The 26,191-nt window shown below is 57.8% G+C and carries 24 protein-coding genes; 13 read left to right on the forward strand and 11 right to left on the reverse strand.

Features of this window, described 5'->3' with window-relative positions; all coding sequences use genetic code 11:
- Nucleotides 1-10: 10 nt before the first annotated feature.
- From I9188_RS02030 to I9188_RS02040, 3 genes are all read right to left on the reverse strand, one after another.
- A complete protein-coding gene (locus I9188_RS02030) occupies nt 11-1,219 on the reverse strand; it encodes a multidrug effflux MFS transporter (RefSeq protein WP_209503777.1) in 1,209 nt (402 codons plus the stop codon).
- Between the two features lie 76 nt (nt 1,220-1,295).
- On the reverse strand, nt 1,296-1,955 hold the full coding sequence (locus tag I9188_RS02035; protein WP_209503778.1) for a DsbA family oxidoreductase: 660 nt from the start codon (nt 1,953-1,955) through the stop codon (nt 1,296-1,298).
- Entirely contained in the window at nt 1,952-3,469 is a 1,518-nt protein-coding gene (locus I9188_RS02040) for a class I adenylate-forming enzyme family protein (RefSeq protein WP_209504882.1), read from the reverse strand. The genes I9188_RS02035 and I9188_RS02040 overlap by 4 nt, the downstream gene beginning before the upstream one ends.
- Before the next feature lie 65 nt (nt 3,470-3,534).
- Between I9188_RS02040 and I9188_RS02045 the strand changes: the two genes are divergently transcribed.
- Complete coding sequence (locus I9188_RS02045; protein ID WP_209503779.1) at nt 3,535-4,158, forward strand: XRE family transcriptional regulator; 624 nt, start codon at nt 3,535-3,537, stop codon at nt 4,156-4,158.
- On the opposite strand, the gene I9188_RS02050 is transcribed toward I9188_RS02045, so the two are convergent.
- On the reverse strand, nt 4,147-4,386 hold the full coding sequence (locus I9188_RS02050; protein ID WP_209503780.1) for a hypothetical protein: 240 nt from the start codon (nt 4,384-4,386) through the stop codon (nt 4,147-4,149). The two genes, I9188_RS02045 and I9188_RS02050, sit on opposite strands and share 12 nt — an antisense overlap.
- Nucleotides 4,387-4,939: 553 nt before the next feature.
- A complete protein-coding gene (locus tag I9188_RS02055) occupies nt 4,940-6,697 on the reverse strand; it encodes an extracellular solute-binding protein (protein WP_245223695.1) in 1,758 nt (585 codons plus the stop codon).
- On the opposite strand from I9188_RS02055, the gene I9188_RS02060 reads away from it, so the two are divergent.
- The 3 genes from I9188_RS02060 (at nt 6,696) to I9188_RS02070 (ending at nt 8,921) form a co-directional block, all read left to right on the forward strand.
- Complete coding sequence (locus I9188_RS02060; protein ID WP_209599589.1) at nt 6,696-6,920, forward strand: hypothetical protein; 225 nt, start codon at nt 6,696-6,698, stop codon at nt 6,918-6,920. The two genes, I9188_RS02055 and I9188_RS02060, sit on opposite strands and share 2 nt — an antisense overlap.
- 137 nt (nt 6,921-7,057) lie before the next feature.
- A complete protein-coding gene (locus tag I9188_RS02065) occupies nt 7,058-7,831 on the forward strand; it encodes a 3-hydroxybutyrate dehydrogenase (RefSeq protein WP_209503782.1) in 774 nt (257 codons plus the stop codon).
- A gap of 64 nt (nt 7,832-7,895) precedes the next feature.
- Nucleotides 7,896-8,921, forward strand: a complete 1,026-nt coding sequence (locus I9188_RS02070) for a patatin-like phospholipase family protein (RefSeq protein WP_209503783.1) — start codon at nt 7,896-7,898, stop codon at nt 8,919-8,921.
- On the opposite strand, the gene I9188_RS02075 is transcribed toward I9188_RS02070, so the two are convergent.
- From I9188_RS02075 to I9188_RS02085, 3 genes are all read right to left on the reverse strand, one after another.
- Complete coding sequence (locus I9188_RS02075) at nt 8,922-9,602, reverse strand: DUF502 domain-containing protein (RefSeq protein ID WP_209503784.1); 681 nt, start codon at nt 9,600-9,602, stop codon at nt 8,922-8,924.
- 65 nt (nt 9,603-9,667) lie between these two features.
- Nucleotides 9,668-10,579: a pseudouridine-5'-phosphate glycosidase gene (locus I9188_RS02080; protein ID WP_209503785.1), complete on the reverse strand. Its 912-nt coding sequence runs from the start codon at nt 10,577-10,579 to the stop codon at nt 9,668-9,670.
- Nucleotides 10,576-11,469, reverse strand: coding sequence for a PfkB family carbohydrate kinase (locus tag I9188_RS02085; protein ID WP_209503786.1), 894 nt, complete (start codon nt 11,467-11,469; stop codon nt 10,576-10,578). The genes I9188_RS02080 and I9188_RS02085 overlap by 4 nt, the downstream gene beginning before the upstream one ends.
- Nucleotides 11,470-11,639: 170 nt before the next feature.
- Between I9188_RS02085 and I9188_RS02090 the strand changes: the two genes are divergently transcribed.
- Nucleotides 11,640-12,782 carry a HupE/UreJ family protein gene (locus I9188_RS02090; RefSeq protein WP_209503787.1) on the forward strand — a complete coding sequence of 381 codons (1,143 nt, stop codon included), beginning with the start codon at nt 11,640-11,642 and terminating at the stop codon, nt 12,780-12,782.
- On the opposite strand, the gene I9188_RS02095 is transcribed toward I9188_RS02090, so the two are convergent.
- Nucleotides 12,779-13,399, reverse strand: coding sequence for a thiamine phosphate synthase (locus I9188_RS02095; protein ID WP_209503788.1), 621 nt, complete (start codon nt 13,397-13,399; stop codon nt 12,779-12,781). The genes I9188_RS02090 and I9188_RS02095 overlap by 4 nt on opposite strands.
- A 154-nt stretch (nt 13,400-13,553) precedes the next feature.
- On the opposite strand from I9188_RS02095, the gene I9188_RS02100 reads away from it, so the two are divergent.
- The 4 genes from I9188_RS02100 to yghX all read left to right on the forward strand — a co-directional run bounded on the left by I9188_RS02100 (nt 13,554) and on the right by yghX (nt 17,937).
- Entirely contained in the window at nt 13,554-14,297 is a 744-nt protein-coding gene (locus I9188_RS02100) for an RNA methyltransferase (RefSeq protein WP_209503789.1), read from the forward strand.
- Nucleotides 14,298-14,356: 59 nt separating this feature from the next.
- Complete coding sequence (gene ctaA / locus I9188_RS02105) at nt 14,357-15,502, forward strand: heme A synthase (protein WP_209503790.1); 1,146 nt, start codon at nt 14,357-14,359, stop codon at nt 15,500-15,502.
- Nucleotides 15,503-15,507: 5 nt separating this feature from the next.
- The gene (locus I9188_RS02110) at nt 15,508-16,977 is read left to right on the forward strand and encodes a carboxypeptidase M32 (RefSeq protein WP_209503791.1); all 1,470 of its coding nucleotides are present in this window, start codon (nt 15,508-15,510) and stop codon (nt 16,975-16,977) included.
- Between the two features lie 63 nt (nt 16,978-17,040).
- Nucleotides 17,041-17,937, forward strand: coding sequence for a YghX family hydrolase (yghX, locus tag I9188_RS02115; RefSeq protein WP_209503792.1), 897 nt, complete (start codon nt 17,041-17,043; stop codon nt 17,935-17,937).
- A 42-nt stretch (nt 17,938-17,979) separates the two neighbouring features.
- On the opposite strand, the gene gyrA is transcribed toward yghX, so the two are convergent.
- Nucleotides 17,980-20,700, reverse strand: coding sequence for a DNA gyrase subunit A (gene gyrA, locus I9188_RS02120; protein ID WP_209503793.1), 2,721 nt, complete (start codon nt 20,698-20,700; stop codon nt 17,980-17,982).
- 192 nt (nt 20,701-20,892) lie between these two features.
- On the opposite strand from gyrA, the gene I9188_RS02125 reads away from it, so the two are divergent.
- Nucleotides 20,893-21,162: an usg protein gene (locus I9188_RS02125; RefSeq protein ID WP_209503794.1), complete on the forward strand. Its 270-nt coding sequence runs from the start codon at nt 20,893-20,895 to the stop codon at nt 21,160-21,162.
- 112 nt (nt 21,163-21,274) lie between these two features.
- Here I9188_RS02125 and I9188_RS02130 read toward each other — a convergent pair whose 3' ends face one another.
- Nucleotides 21,275-22,228, reverse strand: coding sequence for a radical SAM protein (locus I9188_RS02130; protein WP_209503795.1), 954 nt, complete (start codon nt 22,226-22,228; stop codon nt 21,275-21,277).
- Nucleotides 22,229-22,391: 163 nt separating this feature from the next.
- Here I9188_RS02130 and zwf point away from each other — a divergent pair, with 163 nt between their 5' ends.
- Genes zwf through pgi form a run of 3 tightly spaced genes read left to right on the forward strand, consistent with a single transcriptional unit; the run spans nt 22,392 to nt 26,129 of the window.
- Nucleotides 22,392-23,846 (forward strand): glucose-6-phosphate dehydrogenase, encoded by a 1,455-nt coding sequence (zwf, locus tag I9188_RS02135; RefSeq protein WP_209503796.1) that lies wholly within the window; start codon nt 22,392-22,394, stop codon nt 23,844-23,846.
- The gene (gene pgl, locus I9188_RS02140; protein ID WP_209503797.1) at nt 23,843-24,514 is read left to right on the forward strand and encodes a 6-phosphogluconolactonase; all 672 of its coding nucleotides are present in this window, start codon (nt 23,843-23,845) and stop codon (nt 24,512-24,514) included. Before zwf ends, pgl begins: the two co-directional genes overlap by 4 nt.
- A gap of 4 nt (nt 24,515-24,518) precedes the next feature.
- Nucleotides 24,519-26,129 carry a glucose-6-phosphate isomerase gene (pgi, locus tag I9188_RS02145; RefSeq protein ID WP_209503798.1) on the forward strand — a complete coding sequence of 537 codons (1,611 nt, stop codon included), beginning with the start codon at nt 24,519-24,521 and terminating at the stop codon, nt 26,127-26,129.
- Nucleotides 26,130-26,191 lie beyond the last annotated feature (62 nt).

The raw sequence follows: 26,191 nt of genomic DNA on the forward strand, positions 1-26,191 counted from the left end.
GATTCACAGGTCAGGCTGGCAGCCGTTCTTCGATGCGACCCATGTGGATCATCAGGCCAAACGCCAGAACGCACATACTCAGAATGCCAATTGTCAAAGGCGCGATGGACCCGTTGAACAGAAGCCCGATCGGCGCGGCGATTGCCGCGGCCATTACTGTTGAGATCGACCCGACAACCGACGCGGCCATGCCTGCGATGTGGCCCATGGGTTCCATGGCAATGGCATTCAGATTGCCGATGGTTACACCAGCCATGAAAAAGACCATCGTCTGCCAGAAGACAAACAGGGCAAATGACATATCGGGTGAAAGGTTCGCCATGTTCAGGATGATGACGACAGACGTGATGGCAATCTGCGCGCCGAAGGCGAATGTGACCATCCGGCGCATCCCGACGCGCACCACCAAAGCTGCGTTCAAAAGGCTGGCCGAACCTGACATCAGGGCGACAAATCCGAACCAGAAGGGAAAGCTGTCGGCCCGATCATGGATCACGTCATAGACCGGCTGCACCATAGTCAGCATGGTGAACAAGGTCCCCATGCACAAGGTCTGCACGAAGATAGACAAGCGCACGGTGGGATGGGCAAACATTTCGTTCACGGCCGCAATCATCAGATGCAGACGGAAGGGACGGCAGTTCTCGACGGCCAGGGATTCGGGCAGTCGTGTGCCCATCCACATCACGACGATCAGGGCAAACAGGATGAAGGACATGAATATCCCGCGCCAGCCGAAGAGGGCAATAACGCCCGCGCCCAGCATCGGGGCCGCTGCTGGTACCAAAGTGAATATCATCATAGCGATTGAGATGATGCGCGCCATTTCCCGGCCCGAATACAGGTCACGGATGATGGCCATCGCCACGACACGTGGCCCGGCAGCGCCCAGACCCTGCACAACACGCGCAATCAGCACAAGCTCCAGCGAAGAACTGGCCCAGGCCACAGCCGAAGCCGCAATGTACAAAAGCGCACCGCAAAAGATCACTGGCTTGCGCCCCAGCGCATCCGATAACGGGCCGGTAAAGAATGTACCGATACCCATTCCCAGAACGAAGGATGTCAAGATCAGTTGGGCGCGATTGACGTCATCGGGGCTAAGCTGCGCGCCGATTTCGGGCAGGGCAGGCAGCATTGAATCGATTGAAAACGCGATAGTGGCGAACATCATTGCGATCAGCGCAATGAATTCCGCCTTCGACATGCGGTTGGCCATGAAGCACTCCTAACCTGTTCGCGCTATCACGGTGAATCGGGTTAGACCAGACTGGAAATTCGCACAGACCTCTGTGCTATTCTGCAGGAGAAGCCTCAAGTTGAGACATGATCTCGGCGATCACTTTCTCCCACATTTCAGGTGGTTGAGCACCCGGAACGGCATGTTGGTTGGCAACTATGTAGGTCGGGACCGAACTGACGCCCATTTCGCGTGAGTGGGTGTCGCGGTTTCGAATATCCTCGCGGTCAGCGTCGGATTTTAGCAGCTTCATGACCACTGCGGCGTCCATTCCGGCGCTGTCTGCGATGTCAGCCAATACTTCGGGGTCGCCGATATCGCGGGCCTGAACAAAGTAGGCATCAAACAGCGCGTCAACCACGGCATTCTGTTTGCCCTCGATCCCAGCCCAATGGATCAGACGATGTGCATCCAGCGTGTTGGGCGTGCGCTTCATGCCTTCGAAGTCGATCTTCAGACCGGCGTTTTCAGCATGTTCAACCACAGGCGCATAAGCACGCACGGCACCGTCCTTGCCGCCGAACTTGCGTTCCAGATATTCGCGACGGTCCATACCTGCGTCCGGCATATCAGGGTTCAACTGAAACGGATGCCATTCGATGACAAAAGGGTGTTCGGGCACATTGGCCAATGCTTTGTCTAGATGCGTTTTGCCGATATAGCACCACGGGCAGATCGGATCGGACAGGATGTCGAGCTTGACGGTCTGGGTCATGTGGCTGGTGCCTCGAAATAGGCCGGCAACGCCCGGCGCAGGAGTTTGCCATTGCCGCCGGTGGGCAGCGCTGACAGGTGGATGAAGGCGCGCGGTTGTTTGTAACGCGCCAGATTGGCCTCGACATAGGCGCGCAGGGCCGCATCGTCCAGCTTTTCCGGGCCGGTATAGAAGGCTGCTATCACAAGTGTGTCCGGTTTGACCTCGACCGCAGCCGCGCCGACCTGCGTGATGCCGGGAAAACGGGACAGGGCGGTTTCGACCTCGACCGGGGACACGCGGTAGCCTCCGGCATTCATCATGTCGTCGTCCCGGCCCAGATAACTGATCTGGCCGTCCACTGCCATTGCCCCTTGATCTCCGGTCAGGAACCATTCGCCTTGCATCCGGGTTTCAACTTCATCGGGTGCATTGAGGTAGGTCAGCATCAATCCGGGGTCAGACCGATGAATGGCAATGGTGCCTTCTTGCCCCTGCGGCACCGGGCCGTCCGGGCCCAGAATGGCCACGCGACGACCCGGTTGCGGGTGCCCCAATGCGTCGCCGCGCGCAGGGTGGGCCGGGCTGGAGGATATGAAGGTCGAGCATTCCGACATGCCGTAGGCTTCGAACAACTCCGTACCGGTGGCGCTTGACCATTTCTCGTGCAGGGCGCGCGAAAGCTTTTCCCCCGCGCATAAACCGTGGCGCAGGTCAGGCAAGCTGATTTGCTCATACTCTTGCACCAACTTGCGAAAGACCCCCGGTGCCGCCGCAAAGATCGTTGCGCGATGCTGGTGGAGCAGAGCAGGCAGGGCGGTGATTGCTGTTCCCGGTTCCGGGATCAAGGCGGTTGCGCCGATGGTCCACGGGTCCATCAGCCCGGTGCCAAGTGTATAGGTCCAGTTGAACGCACCGGCGTGACACAGCCGATCGGACGCGCGCAGACCATACCAGCCATCGACCATCATCTGCCGCGCCCAGATGGCCCGATGGGCGTGGGCCACGGCACGCGGACTAGCCGACGTTCCCGAGGTGTAGACGACATATGCCATACGCTCGGGGTCACCCAGGTCATAACCGGCGGGTGGAAGGTCGCGCATGGCCTTTAATGCATCCAACTCGATCTGTCTGGGATGAGGCGCGCATGAGACAGCGGGATCACGAAGAACCGCAGCCGGGGACAGATCGTCTATCATTCTGGCGGTTTCGGGTTCCGTCAGTTGCGACGATGTCGGCACCGGAATGATACCCACTGAAATCGCGCCCAGATAGGCAATCGGGAAATCCACTGTATTGCCGAGCCGCATCAGAACGGTATCGCCGGGTGTCAGACCTGCTTGCAGCAATCCTGTGCCAGTGCCCAATACGGCGGATTGCAGGTCGTGATAGGTCCAGTCCTGCGCGCCGTGGGGCATTAATACCGACAAAGCCACTTTGTCGGGGACCTGATCCGCGCGGCCAAGGACGTGCGCCGCCAGATTGAAGGGTGCTGGGCAGGGCGCGGGCGCCCCCTGATCGAAGACAGATAACATAGCCATTGGCTAACGTGGTGTCTGGCGCGTTGCAAGCGCGGCTGGCCAAGCCTATAGAGAATGGCATGAGCACCCAAGATCCCAAATCCCTGATCCGAATTGCCCGCGATTCCGGCGATCACACCGAAGTTGAACCGCTGGACCTTGGCGCGCGCGTGCGCGAATTGCGAAAAGCGCGGAAATGGACGCTGGAGCAGGCCGCCAGTCAGGCCGGTTTGGCCCGTTCTACTCTCAGCAAGATCGAGAACGGGCAGATGTCACCAACCTATGACGCGCTCAAAAAGCTTGCGGTTGGCTTGGAAATCTCGGTGCCTCAGCTTTTCACACCGCCGCAGCGGGATCAGGTCATCGGACGGATGGCGATTACCAGGATGGGCGAAGGGGCGGCCCATGCGACAACGACCTACGAGCATGAGTTGCTGGCCGAAACCCTGACCAAGAAACACATGCTGCCCTACCGCGCGCGGGTTCGGGCGCGATCCATGGACGAATTCGACGGCTGGGTGCGCCACGATGGCGAAGAGTTCATGTATGTTCTGACCGGTGTTGTCCGGCTCTATACCGAATTCTATGAGCCGGTTGAAATGCGCAGGGGTGACAGCGCCTATTACGATGGCAGCATGGGCCATAACGTAATCTCCGTCAGTGACGAAGATGCGACAATCCTTTGGGTCACATCACTTGCTTAGCGACGCGCGGCAGAATTCTCTGTTCAGACCTTCGGTGAACAGGAAATCTTCGACCTCTTCATGAGCTTCGTTCATGGTTAACTGGTGACGCTCTGCCAGATAGGCTTCGAACCCTTTACGATCTTTTGATACGCGCATCATGTCCTGGTCACGCAAATTCGGAAAACGCCGCTTTGCACGTGCGTAGGCCGCATTCCAGTCTTGTGTCAGATCCGTCCAGTTCATCATGTATGAGCTTTCCTTATGTAGCGTTTAGGACTGCTCTCCCCCTCTTTAGGGTACGTAATGGGTGCCGTTAGGGAAGACATGACAAAATGTCGCAGCATGCCACTGCATTCCTTTTACAAGATTGTGCCTCTGCAATACCTGCCGCAACAGGGCGGCAGGCTTGAAACTGTTTAAAGCACCTGCGGATCAGGAGATCTGTTTGGTGCGGAACCGGGTATTCCCGGCGCGCGAGTTGTAAAGGCGACCTCCATCTTTGGGTTATGTCTAAATACCGCGATTCAATGCAGCTTTTAACGTTGACCGAAGCAGGCTGAAGGTGCGTCTCATGGGATCATCCGGCATCCGATATGGCCTACATCTGATGCTGCGACCTGCTGTCGCGAAACGTATCCCTAGTGTGATGGCCATGTGCTGAATTCCGCCGACAGGCGTGGTTTTCCGGGGCCAATCGTGCTGGAAGCGCGAAGGAATCGTGTTTTTCAAGGGGTCCGCCAACACCCCGCGGAGAACAGCCGCTGTCGTGCAAAGCCCGGCTGCCCTGATGTTCAAGTGATTACCCGGCGTCGTACCACCACACTTCCGGCATGTATTGCGGTCCGTCGCCATAGATTGGCACAGTCTCAGGGAACTTGAGCTCGCGGATGTGGGCAATCCGCCCGACATCAAAACTCCAGATCGGGATGACATAGCGACCGGCCGTCAGAACCCGGTCAAGCGCGCGGGTTGCAGCGGTAAAATCTTCAGGTGTTTCCGAGGCAAGCATGGCGTCAATCATCGCATCAACAGCAGGTGAGGCCACGCCCATCAGGTTGCGTGTACCGGGTGTGTCCGCGTTCTCGCTTCCCCAATACAAACGCTGTTCGTTGCCTGGAGACAGTGAAAGAGCACGCCGGAAAGGCGTAACATCAAAATCCAGTTCCCCGGTGCGCCCGACATACTGCGCGTTGTCGACCTGTTCCGTCATGACCTGAATGCCAAGTCGTTCCAGCGCGCGGGAAAAAATCTCGACCACCGACGCCATCTCGCTATCCCCCTGCTGTAGCAAGACCGTCATTTTGAACGGGTCACCATTCGTGTTGCGCAGAACCCCGTCCTGAACGGTCCAACCCGCTTCGGTCAACAGTTTGGTGGCTTTGCGAATATTTGCGCGGTTGCGGGCTGAACCGTCGCCCTTCGGCAGCTCATACCCCTCCAGCGTGCCGGGGATCAGATCCGAGGCAAAGGGTTCCAGCAGGGCTTTTACCTGCCCTTGGGCCGGTCCGGGCTGCATGGCCAAGTCTGAGCCCGAGAAGTAGGACGTAATCCGTGGCTGCGCCCCACCAGTGATCGTGTCGTTGATGAACTCGAAATTGAAGGCCAGCGTCAGGGCCTCGCGAACGCGCCAGTCGTCGAACGGGGCCTTGCGGGTGTTCATCACGAACCCGGTCATGCCTGACGGTTTGCCATGCGGGATCTCGGTCTTGATGACATCGCCGCGCTGAACGGCGGGGAAGCTGTATTGCGTGTCCCATTTGTCGCCGTTGAACTCACGCACCGCTGATAGCTCACCGGCTTTGAAGGCTTCGAACAGGACGCTGCCGTCGCCGTAGAACTCGATCCGCATTTCATCCAGATTCATGGTGCCGCGACGGAACGGGATATCCTGCCCCCAATATTCGGGGTTGCGACGAAGGTTCACATAGCGCCCCGCCTCGTAGCTATCGATCACATAGGGGCCGGTGCCGATTGGGACATCGTGCAAAGCGGCGTCGGCGAATTCCTTGTCCTGCCACTGCGCCTTTTGCAGGATCGGACGCATCCCTGCGAGAAGGGCAAGTTCGCGATCCGGCACGTTGAAAGTAATCCGAACCGAACGCGGGCCAGTCTGTTCGATCCTGTCGATCTTGTCCCAAAAACCGCGATAGCGCAGATGCCCCTGAGTACCGAGCGTCTCGTATGACCAGATCACGTCGTCAATCGTGACCGGGGTGCCGTCAGAAAAACGGGCCTCTTCCCGTAGGGTAAATTCAACCCACGACCGGTCCGGAGGCGTCTCAACTGATTCGGCTAACAGCCCGTAAAGTGTGAAAGGTTCGTCCCAGGATCGCCCCATCAGGCTTTCATGGGTCCAAAAAGGCAATTGCCAGGGCGAGGTGCCTTTTTGCAAAAACGGGTTCAGGCTGTTATAGCCGCCGGTATTTCCGAAAACGACTTTACCGCCTTTGGGCGCATCGGGGTTGGCATAGGGTAGGGACACAAAATCCGGTGGTAGGGCCGGGTCCCCATACATAGCTATGCCATGAGACGATTCTGCATGGGCGACAGAGATCATGAAAATGCTGGCGATTCCCGCCACAAGTGGTCGAAACGGTCGGAGAAAATCCGGGCTCATTTTGGAAACAATCCTGCTCTGGCCTTATTTTGTTGGGATTCACCGTAGTGATGATTTTTCATATTATCAAACTTTTAGCTTGGACGAAGGCGTGGAATTGCTTATAAAGGATGCACTGCTCGATAGGTTTCTTGCCTGTATGAAACCTGCCTCAATAACTTAACGCCCGCTTCGTGCGGGCGTTTTTTTTGGCTGCTTGAGAAGTGTCAGGCTGGGATTTCGGACCGGTGTGTTTCCCCGTTTTCTTTGCAGGTGCAGCATGGCATTGTGCACCAAATCATCGCATCAGGGAGAACGGTCATGAGCCTTTCCGGCAAAACAGCAATCATCACGGGATCTAATTCTGGCATCGGTCTGGGGGTCGCGCGTGAGCTGGCGAAGGCCGGAGCGGATGTCGTCCTGAATTCCTTTACGGACCGTGACGAAGATCACGCGCTGGCCGCTGAGATTGCCAAAGAGACCGGAACCAAAGCACGTTACATCAAGGCGGACATGTCAAAAGGTGAAGAGTGCCGCGCGCTGATTGAACAGGCCGGATCTTGCGACATTCTCGTGAACAACGCGGGCATTCAACATGTATCCCCGATCGATCAGTTCCCGGTGGATAAATGGGATGCGATTATCGCGATCAACATGAACTCGGCCTTTCACACGACCGCTGCCGCGCTGCCGATGATGCGCAAGGCGGGATGGGGTCGGATAGTGAATATCGCATCGGCTCACGGCCTGACGGCGTCGCCGTTCAAGGCAGCCTATGTTGCCGCCAAGCACGGGGTGGTAGGGATGACCAAGACCGTTGCACTGGAAACCGCGCAAGAACCGATCACCTGCAACGCTATTTGCCCGGGCTATGTGCTGACGCCTCTGGTCGAGGCCCAGATCCCGAACACAATGAAAGAATATAATATGAGCCGCGAGGAGGTTGTGAAAAACGTGCTTCTGGAACGGCAACCTTCCAAGGAATTCGCCACGGTTGAGCAATTGGGCGGAACAACCATTTTCCTGTGCTCAGACGCGGCGGCGCAGATCACGGGAACCACGATTTCTGTCGATGGCGGTTGGACCGCCTTGTGATTGGCCTTGGGGGCGCTGCCCCCAAACCCCCGGAGTATTTTTGAAAAGATGAAGGGTGAGGGCTGTGATACGGATCAATCTGGCTTTGCAGGGCGGCGGTGCGCATGGGGCGTTCACCTGGGGTGTGCTTGACCGTCTGCTGGATGAAGAAGACATCGAGGTTGCCGCTATCACCGGAACATCTGCCGGTGCGTTGAATGGTGCGGCGTTCAAATCGGGGATGGTTCATTCAGGACGCGAGGGCGCGCGCGCGCAACTGGATGGGCTTTGGAGGCGTATGGGCGCGATTGGTGACATGCGCATTGCCAATTGGTTTCGCGGGTTGGAACCGGCCGCAATCGCGCAGGCGATGGAATATTCGGTGCCGTTTTCCATTGGTGATGCCTGGTCGCGGATGGTGTCGCCTTATGCCTATGGTCCATTCTACAGCAATCCGCTGGAGCCGGTGGTGGACAGGTTCAATTTTGCGGAAGTTTGCGCCGATTCGGGACCCCGCCTGTTTGTGTGCGCCACCTGTGTGAGAAGCGGTAAGATCCGGGTGTTTACCGGCGAGGAGGTCTCGACAGATGCTATTCTGGCTTCGGCCTGCCTGCCGACCCTGTTCAAGGCTGTCGAGATATTTGATCCAAAGACGAACCGGATCGAGGCTTATTGGGATGGCGGTTATACTGGTAATCCGGCGCTCTATCCGCTGTTCAACACTGATCTGCCGGATGATGTGGTGATCGTGAATATCAATCCGTTGGAGCGCGACGCGGTGCCGGTCACACCGCAGCAGATCCAGAACCGGATCAACGAGATCAGCTTCAATTCATCCCTGTTTCGCGAATTGCGGGCAATCAGCTTTGTTCAGCGGCTTTTGAAAGAGGGCAAGCTGAAGGCCGGGGACATGAGCCGCGTCCTGGTGCATATGATTGCGGATAACGAGTTGATGAGCAGCCTGTCTGTTGCCACAAAAACCGTGCCCAACCCGGTTATATTGCACAAGCTGAAACAGGCGGGGCGGGCGGCGGCGGATCGTTTTCTGGCCAAGCACAAGAGCGATCTGGGTCTGACCAGTACTGTCGATCTGCCAGCCATGTTCGGTTAATCACTCGGGCGGTTGCGTGGGGTCTTTTTCGTTGGGATAAACGAGCCCGGCCGAGATCACCAGTTTCGCGGCATCCTCAATTGTCATGTCCAGCATAATTACGTCTTCCGCCGGGAAAAACAGCAAGAAGCCCGAGGTCGGGTTGGGGGTGGTCGGAACAAAGACGCTGAGCAGCTCTCCGCCGGTTTCCGCGCGTTTGCTGATTTCGCCTTTGGCGGTTGTCGAGACGAACCCAATGGCCCAGATCCCACGGCGGGGGTACTGGATCAGGCAAGCCTTTTCAAAAGAGCGTTCGGTTTGGGCAAATACGGTTTCCGAGATTTGTTTGATCCCGGAATAGATCGAGCGGACGACCGGCATCCGATCTACCACGCTTTCAGCGAACAGGATCAGGGACCGCCCCAGGATTCCTTTGGCGATCCACCCTACGATCACGGTAAAGATCAGGAAGATCACCACACCTACACCGCGCAGGTTGATACCAACGTATTGTTCCGGTTGGAACTGATGAGGCACCAGCGGCAGGACCGCGCTGTCGATCCAACCGACAACTGACCAGATCAGCCAGACCGTCAGCCAGACCGGGGCAATGACAACCAGCCCCGTCAGGAACGACGCGCGCAGCCGTGCCAGCATGCCGGGGCGGCGATGATGCGGTTCTTCGTCGAACGGTGTATTCATCTTGGTTCCGAGTGGTTGTCGGGATTTAGGTAGTCAATCAGTGGCTTTGGCACAATAGGCTTGCGTTATCCCTGTTCTACCAGTGCGCGTGCAATCGCCGCAGCGAGGCGCGCATTGTTGCGCACAAGGGCAATGTTGGCGGTCAGCGAACGGCCTTCGGTCATTTCAAAGATACGTTGCAGCAGATAAGGCGTCACATCTTTTCCGGTAATCCGATGCGCATCTGCATCAGCCTGCGCCTCGGCGATGATGGGGGCCAGTATTTCGGCAGGGATCTGATCCGCGATCGGGATCGGGTTGGCCACCAGCTGCCCGCCGGGCAGGCCCAACGCGCGACGGGTTGCGTGGGCCTTGGCGATAGCTTCTGGCGTGTCCATGCGCAGGGGGGCGGCATAGGGTGATTTTGCAGACCAGAAGGCAGGGAACGCGTCCTGACCATGGGCGATGACGGGCACCCCCAGTGTTTCCAGAACCTCAAGAGTTTTGGCCAGATCGAGGATGGCCTTGGCCCCAGCTGCGACAACGGTGACCGGTGTATGGCCAAGTTCGTGCAGATCAGCCGAGATGTCGAACGTCGTCTCAGCCCCCTGATGCACACCACCGATGCCGCCAGTAGCAAATACCTCGATCCCGGCGTAATGTGCGGCGATCATGGTGGCGGCCACGGTTGTGGCGCCGGTTTCACCGGTCGAGATGCAGGCCGCCATATCCGCGCGCGAGATTTTGGCAACGCCTTGAGCCTGACCCAGCCATTGCAACTGGTCGGGCTCGAGCCCCACGTGTAGTTTGCCTTCAATCACCGCCATGGTTGCCGGAACTGCGCCGGCATCACGGATGTCCTGTTCGACCTGCGCCGCAACTTCGATGTTTTGCGGGTAGGGCATTCCATGGGTGATGATGGTGCTTTCCAGCGCAACGATGGGACGGCCTGCGTCCTTGGCAGCGCGGACCTCGGCTGAATATTGAATGTCGATCACAGTGGGGTTTCTCCGGAAACGTAGGTTGCTGCGGCATGCAGAGCGCGGGTCAGAGCCTCATCACTCGATGCGCCGCCGGATTCGGAGGCGATATGAGCCGCCATGAAGGTATCCCCGGCACCGGTCACACGGGTGACCAGAACGGATGGGGGTGTTTGGGTCAGAATTTCGTCGGAACTGCCGACCGTAGCTGAGTTTCCACCGTCAGTCACCAGCACGCGTAGCGCGCCACGATCCAGAAGGCCTTTTGCAGCAGTTTCAGAATCGGTGAATTCGCGTTGGCAAAGTATTCCTGCCTCTTCCAGGTTCACATAAAGCGTGGCGCGGGCATGTTTCAGGAAGGGCAATAGGCGCTCGGCCTTGCCGGGAGAGGCCGGGGCAACACGCAGATCGGCACGGGCAAATGCAGGGCTTTGGGCGATTTCTTCCAGCAGGTTCAGGGTCAGGTTGCCGTCAAGCGCAATAGGTCCCTCAAAGGGCGTGTTTTCATAGCCAAGCGGGCCGTGCATCAGCGGTCGCAGGATCTTAGCGCCAGCGGCTTCCAGTGAATGCGCATCGGCAATGGCCGCGATCAACCCGTTGGCACCTTCGACAGCCATATACCGGTCGGTCGGCAGGTCCTGCGAGCGATAGATGTGATCCGTGATCATTCCGAGGCGGGAACAGGCATGTATCAGCTCGTCGCCCTCGGGGTCGCGGCCAATGGCGGTCAGCAGGGTTGGCGTCATACCAAAACGTACCAGCGTCATGGCTATGTTCATCGCAACACCACCCGGCAGGCGGGTAATCCGGCCAGGCACGTCCGAGCCTTGCCGCATGGCACTGGCCGATCGTCCGATCACGTCCCACAGGACCGAGCCGATACACAGGATATTACTGTTCTGAGTCATAAAGGACGTCATGCCGCAGCGGTGATGCCCATGCAAGTCAGAACGTTACCGCAATCAGAGATTTGCGGTGCACAGGTCCCATATGCCCTTTGGGCTTGCGATCTGCCGCCTTCGCGGGAACAATCGAAGGCAATGATTGGTAATTTGATTTTCCTGTTGGAGCTTTTCGTATGAATGGCCCTGTTTTCCGCGCCATCTTTCGAACCCTCAAAACCTGTGCCCTGAGTTTTCTTGTTCTTGTAATTTTGCATCCCGGATCGGGCAGGGCGCAATCCGCCCCGCCGACCGTCGTTGATTTCTGGGTCAAGTCCGACACTTTGTTTCTTGAGTTGAAATGGAATGCCGAGGCTATGTTGACCGGGAACAATCCCGCGCAGCCCGGTTCGTTTTCCGACGATCCAAACTACAAATCCTTGCGGCGTCTGGTTTCCTCTGAACTGGAACCCCAGATCAAAGAGTTCGTTCAGCTATGGAAACAAAATCTTGTGGTAGAGGCACCAGAGCGATTGAGTTTGTCTTATGAAGGTGTGCGTATTCCTGTAGTGGGGGATACGGAAAAAGTACGCATTTCCAAACTGTTGCTGACTGCATCTTTACCCGATCAGGTGTCAAACCTGCGTCTGAGCTGGCCGTCAGAAAACGGGCCAATCGTTCTGCGACAGCAAAATGTTGCAGCCCCATACACCGGGTATTTGGCTGCCGGTGAAACCAGCCCGCTGATCCCCTTGCAAGGCGGGGCGTCTCTGACAACGCAGCAAACGCTGCGGACATATTTCACAAAAGGGGCCGATCATTTTGTCCGAAACCCGATCAAGCCGTCCATACTCGCCTTGGCGCTAGTGTTTCTGTCTTTGAAGTTGCGCCCAGTGGTGTCCCAACTGGTGTTCCTGTCAGCGGGCGCTCTGATCGGGCTTGGGTTGGGTTTGTATGGCGTATTGGATGCAGGAAAAGTGAGCGAGGTCCCGGTTCTGGTGGCTTCGACCATCGTTCTGGCGCTGTGGAACCTGGTTGCCCGGCGATTGCAGGTCTGGCGTTTGCTGGCGGTTCTCGCCATTGGCGGTCTTCAAGGTCTGGTATTTGCGTCGGCCCTGATCGGCATCGGGGTACCGCCAGATCATCTGCCTCCGGCCATCCTAGGCTTTGGCGCCGGGAATATTCTGCCGCTTGTTGTTGTAGCCTTTGCGGGGCTTGCTCTGGCGCTTTTGTTTTCTGGCGGCTCACACCGTAAACGAGGCCGGATATCGGTTCTGGCCTCGATGCTGATTGCAGGTGCCGGGGTCTATTGGATTGTCGAGCCTTGGGTGCTGGGTTAAGGCAACGCGGCCAGCAGCGTTTTCAGCGCGCCCAGAGGATCGTCACTGCCCCATATCTCATCGCCAATGCCAAAGAAATCGGTGCAGGGGGCTAGGTCGCGGATCAATTCGGGCGTCAACCCACCTTCGGCCACAACCGGAACCTCGATCATCTCGGACCACCATTGGAACAGATCCTTTTCGGCGCGGGTCCCATCTCTCAGTTTGGCCGAGCCGACAGGACCGAAGGCCACATAATCCGCTCCGTTTTCGCCAGCAGTCATACCATCGTGGCTGGACGCGCCGCAAAAGCTTCCGACGATTGCATCGGCACCCAGTTCCTTGCGCGCGGTGCGGACCGAGCGTGCAGCATCATCCAGATGCACCCCGTCCAGCCCCAGGCGCTGCGCCAGCAATACATGGTTCGATATCACGATGGCCACGTCGCGCGTATGGGCGACTTCGCGACAAGCGTCCGCTGCACGGGCGATGGTATCTTCGTCGCTTCCGGCCAAAGCGAGGCGAATACAGGCAATCTCGACCCCGTCCAGCACAGTCGCCAGCTTGTTCGTGAACGTGCTCAACTCGATGGTCGGAGGCGTGATCAGGTAAATCTGCGGCTGCTCGGGGGTGTCCATGGGCGCGTCCTTCGGCTTTCAGTCTTTGGCGCGGTTTAGCGGATTGCGGCTGGGAAGCAAACTTTTATGGTCCAGAGCCTGCAAATAACGCCCCTGCGCCTTGCCCTGCAAGAGCCTGCCAATTACAGCAGGCCAAGTTTTCTTAAGGTGAGCCATGCCCAGCGTCAAACCCCAGCCTTCCTTCGTGCTTGTGCGCCCGCAAATGGGTGAAAACATCGGTGCTGCTGCGCGGGCGATGTGGAACTTTGGGCTGGACCGGATGCGTATCGTAGCCCCGCGTGACGGCTGGCCGAACCCCAAAGCGGTGGCAATGTCCAGCGGAGCAGGGCGCTTGCTGGATGAGGCGCAGCTGTTTGACGACTTGGCCGGGTCGCTGGCCGACAGCACGTTTGTCTTCGCCACGACAGCCCGTCAGCGGGGCTTGACCAAACCTGTCTACAGCCCCGAACACGCAATGAAGGTTGCCGCCGAAAAGATCGCTGCGGGCGAGAAGGTTACCGTTCTGTTCGGCCCTGAACGCGCAGGGCTAGAGAATGAAGACATCGCCAAGGCCAACGCGATCATCTCGGTGCCGGTAAACCCGGAATATGCTTCGCTGAACCTTGGTCAATGCGTATTGCTGACCGCCTATGAGTGGATGCGCCAGACCGGCGAAGTGGTGCATGAATCGACTGACCTGGGCAAAGGTGACTGGGCCACTGGGGTCGAGGTCGAAAAACTTGTCGAGCATTACGAGGACAGGCTGGAGGAGGCGGGGTTCTTCTACCCTCCCGAAAAGGCCGAAGGGATGAAGGTAAACCTGCGCAACCTGTGGTCGCGGATGCGGATGACGCGGGCCGATGTGCAGATGTTGCACGGGATCATGCGTCAGATGGTCCGCTGGAAGGATAAAGGCTGAGGCTGGACCTATCTTTGCCCAAGCCCTAGCTTGCGACGAAATCAGGACATGAGGACAGCATGAGCGGTAAGCGCAGCATCTTCGAAGAGGTCACGGACACCAAAAAACAACAGGCGGTTCAACCCGGTATGATCGACCGGGGGCGCGGCGGCGCGCGCAATGCGATCCGCGTCTGGCTGATGATCCTGTTTGCTCTGGTCGTTGTGATGATCGCGGTTGGCGGCTTGACGCGCCTGACTGACAGCGGCCTCTCGATCACCGAATGGCGCCCGATCACCGGAGCTTTGCCGCCGATGACCGAAGCGGACTGGCAGGCAGAGTTCGACAAGTACAAGCAGATTGACCAATGGCGCATCCAAAACCAGTGGATGGAACTGGGTGATTTCAAATCCATCTATTGGTGGGAATGGGGCCATCGTCAGTTGGGTCGCATGATCGGTCTGGTCTGGGCCGCTGGATTTCTGACTTTTCTTCTCACCCGCAAGATCCCGACAGGGTGGACGGGAAAGCTGATCGTTCCGGGTCTTCTTGGCGGTCTGCAGGGCGCTGTTGGTTGGTGGATGGTGGCCTCGGGCGTCACCCAGGGTGAAGGCATGACGGCTGTTGCAAGTTACCGTCTGGCAACGCATTTGGGGTTGGCTTTTGTGATCCTGGGAGCGCTGGCCTGGTACATCTTTGAACTTGGCCGGGAAGAACGTGACCTGATGCAGGCGCGCCGGGCCAAAGAGGTCAGGCTGTTTTCATTGTCCACAGGGCTGATGCACTTCGCCTTTTTACAAATACTCATTGGCGCGCTTGTCGCCGGGATCGACGCCGGGCGGTCTTACACCGACTGGCCGCTGATGGGAGGGCAGTTGCTTCCACCGGATGCGACTATGTTGGAGCCGATGTGGCGAAACTTCTTTGAAAGCCCCGGTCTGGTACAGTTCATCCACCGGTGTGCAGGGTATCTGCTGTTCATCTTCGCCGTTGTCGTCTGGCGACGTGGCAGCGGCAGCGCGCATCCGCAGACGCGTTTTGCCTTCAACGCTGCTTTCGCCGCGCTTTCGTTACAGGTCGTCGTCGGCATCGTGACCGTGGTTTACGGCGCGCCATGGCAGGTCGCTATCTTCCACCAGTTTATGGCCGTCATCGTTTGGACGCTGATCCTGCGCGCGCGGTTCCTCACGGCTTATCCAATCGCAACATCTGTGCGCGGAGTTTAAAAATTATGACCGCTTTCAATGAACTGATGACCTTTCAGCGGGAAACTTCGGCTTTGGGCCAGATCGCCGGTCGGCTTGGCTGGGATCAGGAAACCGTCATGCCGCGCGGCGCAGCGCCACAGCGCGCCGAAGAAATGGCAGCTATCGAATCTGTCCTGCACGCACGTCGTTCTGATCCTCGTGTTGCCGAATGGCTGGATCAGGCCGCGCCTCAGGATGAGGTCGGCAAGGCGCAGATGCGTGAAATCCGGCGCGCATATGATCGCGCGGTGAAGGTGCCAGCCGATCTGGCGACGGCGATTGCCCGTGTGACATCCGCCGCGCAGGGAAAGTGGGCGCAGGCGCGCGCGGACGAAGATGTCTCGGCCTTTCTTCCGGTTCTGGAAGAGGTCGTATCGCTGAAACGACAGGAAGGCGAGGCGCTGGCACAAGGGGGCGACGTATACGACGCCATGGTCGAAGATTACGAGCCTTACACGACCAGCGCACAGATTGCGGATATCTTCGACCAGATGCGCCCACGACTGGTGGCCCTGCGCGCCGCTGTGCTGGAGCGACCCGAACCCGCTGCCCTGAACCGCAGTTTTGATGAGCAGACCCAGATGCGTCTGACACAAAAACTGGCGATCGCTTTTGGCTATGACCTGAACAATGGCCGCGTGGACAAGGCGGTTCACCCGTTCAGTTCCGGCAGCGGTCTTGACGTCCGCATCACCACGCGAACCAGCGAAACCGACCCGTTCAACTGTTTCTATTCCACCATTCACGAGGTGGGCCACGCCGCCTATGAACAGGGGATCGACAGGAAATACCTGCTGACACCGCTCGGCTCTGGTGTGTCGATGGGCGTGCATGAAAGTCAAAGCCGGATCTACGAAAACCAGTTGGGTCGGTCGCGGGCCTTTACCGGTTGGTTGTTCGAACAAATGAAAGAGGCGTTCGGCGATTTCGGCATTGCCGACCCGGATGCGTTTTATGCGACGGTCAACCGCGTCCATAACGGCTATATCCGCACCGAGGCGGATGAGGTCCAATACAATCTGCACATCATGTTGCGGTTTGATCTGGAACGCGCGCTGATGGCCGGAAACTTGCAGGTCGGCGATCTGGAGGCCGCCTGGAATGATCGGTTTAAGGCAGATTTCGGTTATGCGGTCGACAAGCCCTCGAACGGTTGTTTGCAGGATGTGCACTGGTCGGTTGGGTTGTTCGGTTACTTTCCGACATACTCGCTGGGCAATGTCTATGCTGGGTGCCTCTACCAGGCCTTGCGCGGTTCAGAGCCCGATCTTGACGCGCAACTGGCCCGCGGCGACACCACCGGCGCAACCGGCTGGCTGCGTGAGCATGTGCAGCAGCATGGTGGCCTTTATGCACCGCGCGAGGTGATTGCCCGTGCAAGCGGCATCGAGCCCGGACCGGACCCATTGCTAAGCTATCTCGAGGCCAAGTTCGGCGCGCTCTACGATTTGTGAGTTTCCGAATTGCAGCTCAGGCGTTAGAATCGGTGCACCGATACCATCGCCTGGGAGGCTTCGATGACCGGAAAAGCCCGCAAGAAAGCCAGTGATTTTGATCCGCGTATCCTAGAGATATTCGACGGATATGTGCACGGTACGATGTCCAAGCGTGAGTTCATTTCAAAAGCCGGTAAATACACGGCTGCCGGAATGACAGGCGCAATGATTCTGGACCAGTTGCAACCCAATTACGCCTGGGCGCAACAGGTGGCCCCGGACGATCCCGCGATCCAAACCATGGTGGTCGCATATGACAGCCCGGATGGGCATAGCGAAACCAGCGGCCTGATGGCGATGCCGGCAAATGCCGCGGGTAAACTGCCAGCGGTACTGGTCGTGCACGAGAACCGGGGTCTGAACCCTTATATCGAGGACGTTGTGCGCCGCGCGGCCAAGGCCGGTTTCCTTGCTTTTGGACCTGATGGGTTGTCCCCCCTTGGCGGCTATCCCGGTACTGATGAAGAAGGGCGCGAGATGCAGCGCTCGATGGACCGGGAAAAACTGATGGCGGATTTCTTCGCCGCCTTTGAATTCCTTCGTGATCATGATCTTTCAACCGGCAAAGTTGGCGCTGTCGGCTTCTGCTATGGCGGAGGTGTTTGCAACGCGTTGGCCGTGGCCTATCCGGACCTTGCAGCCTCGGTGCCATTCTACGGTCGGCAACCACCAGCCGAAGATGTTCCGTCCATCGTAGCACCCCTTATGATTCACTATGCCGGTCTGGACGAGCGTATCAACGCTGGATGGCCTGCATATTCAGAGGCGTTGAAAGCCAATCAAAAGAAGTTCAGCGTGCACTTCTATCCGGATGTCAATCACGGTTTTCACAATGATACGACGCCCAGGTATGACGAAGCTGCGGCAAATCTGGCTTGGAGCCGGACCATTGCATTTTTCAATGCCTACCTGACATGAACTGAACCCCGGGAACCGTCGAACCGGTGCCCGGGGTTACTGTCATTCTTCCTCGTCGCCCTGATCGGCGATCCACGCGACGCTGACGACTTCTTCGCCCTTGCCGGTATTGAAGACTTTCACGCCGCCCGCGGAGCGTGAGCGGAAGGAGATGCCATCGACCGGCACCCGGATAGATTGGCCTTTTGACGTGGCCAGCATGATCTGATCATCGATCTCGACCGGGAAGGATGCAACCAGATCGCCGCCGCGCATCGCCTTGTCCATCGCGGCCACGCCCATGCCGCCACGTCCGCGCACGGGGTAGTCGTGGCTTGAACTCAACTTGCCTGCACCTCCGGCGGTTATGGTCAGGATCAGGTTTTCGGCCGCCGACATCTCGGCATATTTTTCCTGGCTGAAATCGCTGCTTGCTGCGGCTTCCTCGTCGTCACCGGCATCTTCTTCGGTAAGCCCCGCAACCGCACGCCGCATCTTGAGATAGGCCACACGATCTTCGGGGGTCGCCTCGAAATGGCGGATTACGGACATCGAAACGACACGATCACCGTTGGTCAGCCTGATCCCCCGGACACCTGTGGATTCGCGCGAGTTGAAGACACGCACGTCAGTTGTCCGGAAGCGGATCGCGCGGCCGGAATTGGTGACCAGCATCACGTCTTCGTCTTCCGAACAGATGCGCGCATTCACCAGTTCAACGCCGTCAGGCAGTTTCATGGCAATCTTGCCGTTGCGCCGGACATTGGTGAAGTCCGACAACCGGTTGCGACGCACGTCACCTGCGCTGGTGGCAAAGACGATCTGGAGGTTTTCCCATTCCTCGTCCGGTACATCCACGGGCATGATCGCGGCGATGGAAACGCCGGTTGGGATCGGAAGGATGTTGACGATGGCCTTACCTTTGCCGGTGCGCCCGGATTGGGGCAAGCGCCAGGTCTTGAGCTTGTAGACCATCCCGTCTGTTGTGAAGAACAGCAATTGTGTATGGGTGTTCGCAACAAAGAGGTTGGTAACAACATCCTCTTCCTTGGTCTGCATCCCCGAAAGGCCCTTGCCACCGCGTTTCTGGGCGCGGAAATCTGCCAGCGGCGTGCGTTTGATATAGCCGCCCGAAGTGACAGTCACGACCATGTCTTCACGTTCGATCAGGTCTTCGTCTTCCATGTCGCCCGACCAGTCGACGATCTCAGTGCGGCGGTCGACCGCGAACTGTTCACGCACGCTGCGCAGCTCATCAGCGATGATGCTCATTATCCGTTCGCGCGAGGAAAGAATATCAAGGTATTCCTTGATCTTGGCAGCCAGTTCTTCCAGTTCGTCCGTGACTTCTTTGACGCCCAGTTGAGTCAGTCGTTGCAAGCGCAACTCCAGAATGGCACGGGCCTGCACCTCGGTCAGGTTATAGGTGCCATCGTCATTCATCTTGGACAAAGGATCATCGATCAGGCGCAGATAGCCAGCGATGTCGGAGGCAGGCCAGCGGCGGGTCATCAGTTTTTCGCGCGCTTGCGCCGCGTCCGCAGACGACCGGATCGTTGCAACCACTTCATCGACATTGGACACCGCCACAGCCAGGCCACACAGGATGTGGCTGCGTTCGCGCGCCTTTCGCAGGTCATAGGCGGTACGGCGGGCAACGACATCTTCACGGAAATCGATGAACGAGGTCAGGAACCGGCGCAGGGTCAGCTGTTCGGGGCGGCCACCATTCAACGCCAGCATATTGCAGCCAAAGGAGGTCTGCATCGGCGAAAAGCGGTAGAGCTGGTTCAGCACCACCTCGGGCGTCGCATCGCGCTTGAGCTCGACCACAACGCGTACGCCGTTGCGGTCGGATTCGTCCTGTACATGGGCCACGCCTTCGATCCGCTTCTCGCGCACGGCCTCGGCGATCTTTTCAATCATCGCGGCCTTGTTCACCTGATACGGGATCTCGTCCACGACAATCGCATACCGATCTTTGCGCAGTTCCTCGACACGGGTCTTGGCCCGGATGATGACGCTGCCACGGCCTTCCAGATAGGCTTTACGCGCACCGGAACGACCCAGCATCACGCCACCGGTCGGGAAATCGGGGCCGGGGACGTATTCAATCAGCTGTTCTGACGTCAGGTCGGGGTCGTCGATCAGCGCAAGCGTGGCGTCGACCACCTCGCCGAGGTTGTGGGGAGGGATATTCGTCGCCATCCCCACGGCGATACCACCGGCACCATTGACCAGCATGTTCGGGAAACGGGCCGGCAAAACCGTCGGCTCTCGGTCCTTGCCGTCATAGTTGTCCTGAAAATCGACCGTTTCTTTTTCGATATCAGCCAACAGGGAAGCAGCGGGCTTGTCCATCCGCACTTCGGTATACCGCATCGCCGCCGGGTTATCGCCGTCCATCGAGCCAAAGTTGCCCTGACCATCCAGCAGCGGCAGCGACATCGAAAAATCCTGCGCCATCCGCACCAGCGCGTCGTAAATCGCACTGTCACCATGCGGGTGGTACTTACCCATCACGTCGCCCACCGGACGGGCCGATTTGCGGTACGCCTTATCGTGCGTATTCCCCGTTTCGTGCATTGCATAAAGGATACGCCGGTGCACCGGTTTCAGCCCGTCGCGCAAATCAGGGATCGCGCGGCTGACGATGACCGACATGGCATAGTCCAGATAGGACGTGCGCATTTCGGATTCGATGGAAACCGTCGGGCCGTCATAGACTGGGCGCTCGGGCGGGATTTCATCCATGTTTTCGGGGATTTCTGGCGTATCGCTCACGTAAACTGCCCGTGTCTTGTTCTGGGTCTATATCTTGTGGGTGTATCTTATCAGACCCGGCACATAAGGTGCAAGCAAGCAGCGCCTTTACGGGGAATTTCCCCGGTAATACTCAAGTAACATATTGTTATATAAGTATTAGAAGGTTTTCGTGGTATCTTGAATGGACCTTGTATCAAACAGGAGGTCTGCATGAAGCCAAGCGAAACCGAACTGATGCTCAAGGGGTATGGGCTGACGACGGCGGAGTTTTTCTATCATCTGCCCGATTACATCCACGTGTTGAACACGTTCATCTGGCAGGATTACGACCTTGCGCCGGATCATCCGAAACTGTTCAAATTCATCGACTTCTGGCAGCGCGAAATCGAAGGTCCGCTGCATTCTGTCAAGTTCACCCACCGCAAAATGATCGCACCCGGAGAGTGGCGCAACATGGTGGGCGAGTTTCGTGTGAATTGAGCGAGGGGCAAGTGCAGGATCTGATGCTGCATGCTCTCAAGGTAAAAAAGCCAAGGGACCGGCGCGTACACACTATTACAACTGGAACGAAGTCCGGTAACTCCTGAACTGATCAGCCAGAACAACTGGCTCCGCCCAGCACACAGAACTTGGCGCAATGGGGATGGTTAAGGTGAACGTCTGCTTCGGATTCGGCCAGAGAATGACCCATCTCGAACTCAGGCTCGTAGGGCAAAAGGGTACAGGCCAGCACCGCCGGGTGATCAGCGCCTTTCCGTTTCACCACCATGCGGGCGCTGGCGCACATCAACGCATCGGGTGACTTGTTCAGTATATCCCAGCAAGCCGTTGTAATCTCGGGCACTTCGACAGTTTCGTCCATTTCTGGGAACAGGACGGTCTGTGTCGGATCATACGGGTCTATGCCAAAGCCGTGTTCTGAAAAGAATGCGGCGTAACCCGCACGACTTTCCGTGTCAGACTCATCCCAAACGGTGCGTCCGGCGACAGCCATGTTAAAGCCGTGATCGTGCAGCCACTTCATACCCGTCAGGGTTTTTCCAAAGCTTCCTTTGCCGCGTTCAAGGTCGTGCAGTCCTGCCCGGTAATGATCTACGGAAACACGCAGGGTCAGCTTGTCATTGAATGTCTTTTGCAATGCCAGCAGACCGTCGCGCATCTTGCGGCGCATCATCGGGGCCATCGCGTTGGTCAGGATCAGAACTTCGTACCCACGCTCCAGCGCGGCGCGTGTCATGTCGATCATCTCGGGGTTCATGAAGGGCTCGCCGCCCGTAAAACCAATTTCACGCACCGGCCAATTGCGGGCTTTGATCTGATCAAGATAGTCACGAACCTCGTCCGCAGTGATATAAACCAGCGCATCATTGGTCGGGCTGCTGGCGATATAGCAGTTGGCGCATTCAATATTGCACAGCGTGCCGGTATTGAACCACAGCGTCTGAGGGTTGGAAAGGGAAACCTTTGCGCGGGTCTGGCCGTCGGCCGTTACCAGTTTACGCTGAAACTTGCCGACATTGGCAAGCTGAGGGGCGTTGTCTTTCATTCCCACATCCGGTTCGTTGAAGTTATCAAACTGATCTAGCCCTTTGTCGCGGGTTTGGTAAGTCTGGCACAGGGGTTCTGACAGAGTTTTGAACAGCGAGATTTATTGAGCTTTGGTTGCGCTAACATTGGACATGCTGGAAGTGTCAGGGTAAGGACAACTCATGGTTTCACGTGTCATCCCTGTTGATCCATTTGATCTGATCATTTTCGGCGGCACCGGTGATCTGGCGCAGCGCAAAATCCTGCCTGCGCTTTACCGTCGGTATTGTGCGGGTCAGTGGCACGAGGATGCCCGGATAATAGCAGCCGCGCGTGCCGGTCATTCGGCGGATGATTTTCGAAACATGGTAGCTGCGTCGCTGCATCGGCACGCTTCGGAACGGGCGCAGGATTCGCAAGCCCTGAACCATTTCCTGCAACGGGTCGACTATGTGTCGCTGGATGCCCTGACGACGGATGGTTGGGATGTACTGAGTGAAAAACTCTCGCCCGACCGGGTTCGCGCTTTCTATTTCTCAGTCGGTCCCAGCCTGTTCGGACCATTGGCCCAGCGGGTTAGGGCGTATGATCTGGTGACAGAAGAAACCCGTATTGTGGTCGAAAAGCCGTTTGGGCATGATTTGGCGAGCGCACGGGAGTTGAATGCAACACTGGCCGCGCATTTTGATGAAAATCAAATCTACCGGATCGACCATTATCTGGGCAAGGAAACCGTCCAGAATCTGATGGCGGTCCGGTTTGGCAATATGCTGTTCGAACCGCTGTGGAACAGCCAGTATGTCGACCATATCCAGATAACGGTTGCGGAAACTGTCGGTATCGCAGGGCGCGAAGATTATTATGAGCGCGCGGGCGCGATGCGGGACATGGTGCAGAACCACTTGATGCAGCTGCTCTGCCTGATTGCGATGGAACCTCCGGCCAAGTTTGATCCTGACGCAGTTCGGGATGAAAAGCTTAAAGTGATCCGGGCGCTTGATCCGGTTGAACCGCACCACATCGTGCGGGGGCAGTTTGCGGCCGGTCCAGACGGGCCGGGATACCGGGACTGCGTTGGCAATCCGCGATCAACCACCGAAAGCTATGTGGCGTTGAAGGCCCATATCAGCAATTGGCGTTGGGCAGGTACACCATTCTACCTGCGCACCGGTAAGCGCCTGGTGGCGCGCTCGTCGGTGATCAACGTGATGTTCAAGGACGCGCCGCATTCGATATTTGGGGAAGAGGCGGGGCGCCATGCAAATACGTTGTCGATCCGGTTGCAGCCGAACGAGGGGATCACGCTGAAGGTGACGATCAAGGAACCCGGGCAGGGGGGGATGCGACTGATCGACGTTCCCTTGGACATGAGCTTTGCCGAAGCCCTGGGCCCCGAAAATCAGGACCCGCCAGATGCGTATGAACGCCTGGTGATGGACGTGATCCGCGGAAACCAGACCCTGTTCATGCGCGGGGATGAGGTCGAGGCCGCCTGGGCCTGGACCGATCCGATCATCGCCGGATGGTTGGCACGTGGGGACGTACCAAAGCCTTATGACAGCGGCAGCACAGGGCCGGGCGACGCCGAACTTCTGATGAAACGTGACGGACGTCACTGGCAAGGGATAAAGCCATGAAAATTCAGGAATATGCTGATCGCGAAATGCTTGCCATCGACGTGGCCAACGTGCTGGCGGGCGACCTTGAGGCCGCATTGCTGCACCATGATACCGTTGCAATGGCCGTTCCTGGGGGAACAACTTCGGGCCCCGTTTTTGACAGCCTGTGTGCTGCCGATCTTGAGTGGGATCGTGTGCGTGTGTTGCCGACGGATGAACGCTGTGTGCCAGCAGATCATGACCGCTCGAACGAACGTTTGATCCGCGAAAGGTTGCTGACCAGCCGGGCTTCAGTGGCGCAATACATTCCGCTTTATGTCCCTGGTTCAGAACCTGAGGCAGCGTTGCCCGAAATCGAATCGCTGATTGCGCCGGTATTGCCATTGTCGGTGCTGGTACTGGGAATGGGCGAAGACATGCACACGGCCTCATTGTTTCCGGGGATGGAGGGGCTGGACGAGGCATTGCGCAGTGATGCACCTACGTTGATCGTCGCCCGGACCGAAACGCAGCCAGAGGCGCGAATTTCCCTGACCGCTCCGGTCCTGGACGGGGCGCTGTCGAAACATCTGATCATCTATGGACAGGCAAAACGCGCCGTTCTTGAAAAAGCCATGTCGCTACCACCGGAAGAGGCACCGATCGCCGCAGTTCTTGGTGGCATGACCGTACACTGGGCGGAGTAAGGCAATGCATCTGGATGCTTTGAGAACACTGGCTCAGACGACAAGTGACCGTCGTATCCTTGACCTGTTTGCGGCAGATGCAAACCGGGCCGAAGTATTTTCAGCCTCAACCGGGGATATGGTTTTCGACTATTCAAAAACGCAGATCGATGATGTGGTGCGATCCGCGCTCATTCAATTGTGTGCAGAGGCTGGTCTTGCGTCTCGGCGTGATGCGATGTTCGCGGGCGAGAAGATCAACGAGACCGAAGGGCGCGCGGTGTTGCACACGGCCTTGCGCAACCTTGATGGCGGGCCGGTTGAAGTGGACGGTCAGGACGTTATGCCCGAGGTTCTGGATACGCTGCAACGGATGCGCGTGTTCGCGGAAGAGGTGCGCGGCGGCGCTATCGCTGGGGCGGGGGGCAACTTTACCGATGTGGTCAATATCGGCATCGGCGGGTCAGACCTCGGCCCTGTCATGGCCACTTTGGCGCTGGCACCTTATCACGATGGACCACGGGTGCATTACGTCTCGAACGTGGATGGGGCGCATATCGCGGACACGTTGCGGCAGCTTGACCCGATGCGTACGCTGGTCATTGTCGCCTCAAAAACCTTCACCACAATCGAAACGATGACCAATGCACGCACCGCCCGCGCGTGGATGTCCGAAGGCGGGGGCGATCCGTCGCGCCAGTTTGCCGCCGTTTCCAGCGCTTTGGACAAGACGAAAGCCTTCGGTATTCCCGAGGCGCATGTCTTCGGATTCGCCGATTGGGTCGGTGGGCGTTATTCGGTTTGGGGTCCGGTCGGCTTGCCGGTCATGATTGCAGTTGGTTCAAACGCATTTGACGCGTTATTACGCGGCGGGCAGGCGATGGACCTGCATTTCCGCTCGGCTGACTGGGATGAAAACATGCCTGTGATGCTGGCATTGGTTGGCATCTGGCATCGTCAGGTTCTGGGGCATACCAGCCGTGCGGTGCTGCCTTATGACCAGCGGCTTTTGCGCCTGCCCGCATATTTCCAGCAGTTGGAAATGGAATCGAATGGCAAATCCGTGGCGATGGATGGCTCAACCCTCGCCATGCCTTCAGGTCCTGTCGTCTGGGGTGAGCCGGGCACCAATGGACAACACGCGTTTTATCAGCTGATCCATCAGGGTACTGATGTCATTCCCTGCGAATTCATGGTTGCGGCCGAGGGGCATGAACCCGAACTGACCCATCACCACCGTCTGCTTTTGGCCAATTGTCTGGCGCAGTCCGAGGCCCTGATGCGTGGCCGTTCGTTCGAAGAAGCGCGTCAGCGTATGGCGCAGCAGGGGTATCTGGGGGATGAACTTGATCGACAGGCCCGGCACCGGGTTTTCCCCGGCAATCGTCCCTCGACAACATTGATTTACCCCAAACTCACACCGTTTGTGTTGGGTCAGATTATTGCGCTTTACGAACACCGGGTGTTTGTCGAAGGCGTGTTGCTGGGCATCAATTCATTCGACCAATGGGGGGTTGAGCTGGGCAAGGAACTGGCCAACTCGCTTGGTCCCATCGTGGACGGTGAAGAAAGCGCCGAGGGCAAGGATGGATCGACCGCAGCATTGGTCGCCTACGCGCTGAAACACCGGGATTAAGCGGTGGGAATGTAGTCCGCTATCGGTGTGGGCTGCATTCTTCTATTGTCAGACAATTAAAT

The organism is Ruegeria sp. HKCCSA071 (assembly GCF_017872555.1).
Taxonomy (GTDB): domain Bacteria; phylum Pseudomonadota; class Alphaproteobacteria; order Rhodobacterales; family Rhodobacteraceae; genus Ruegeria.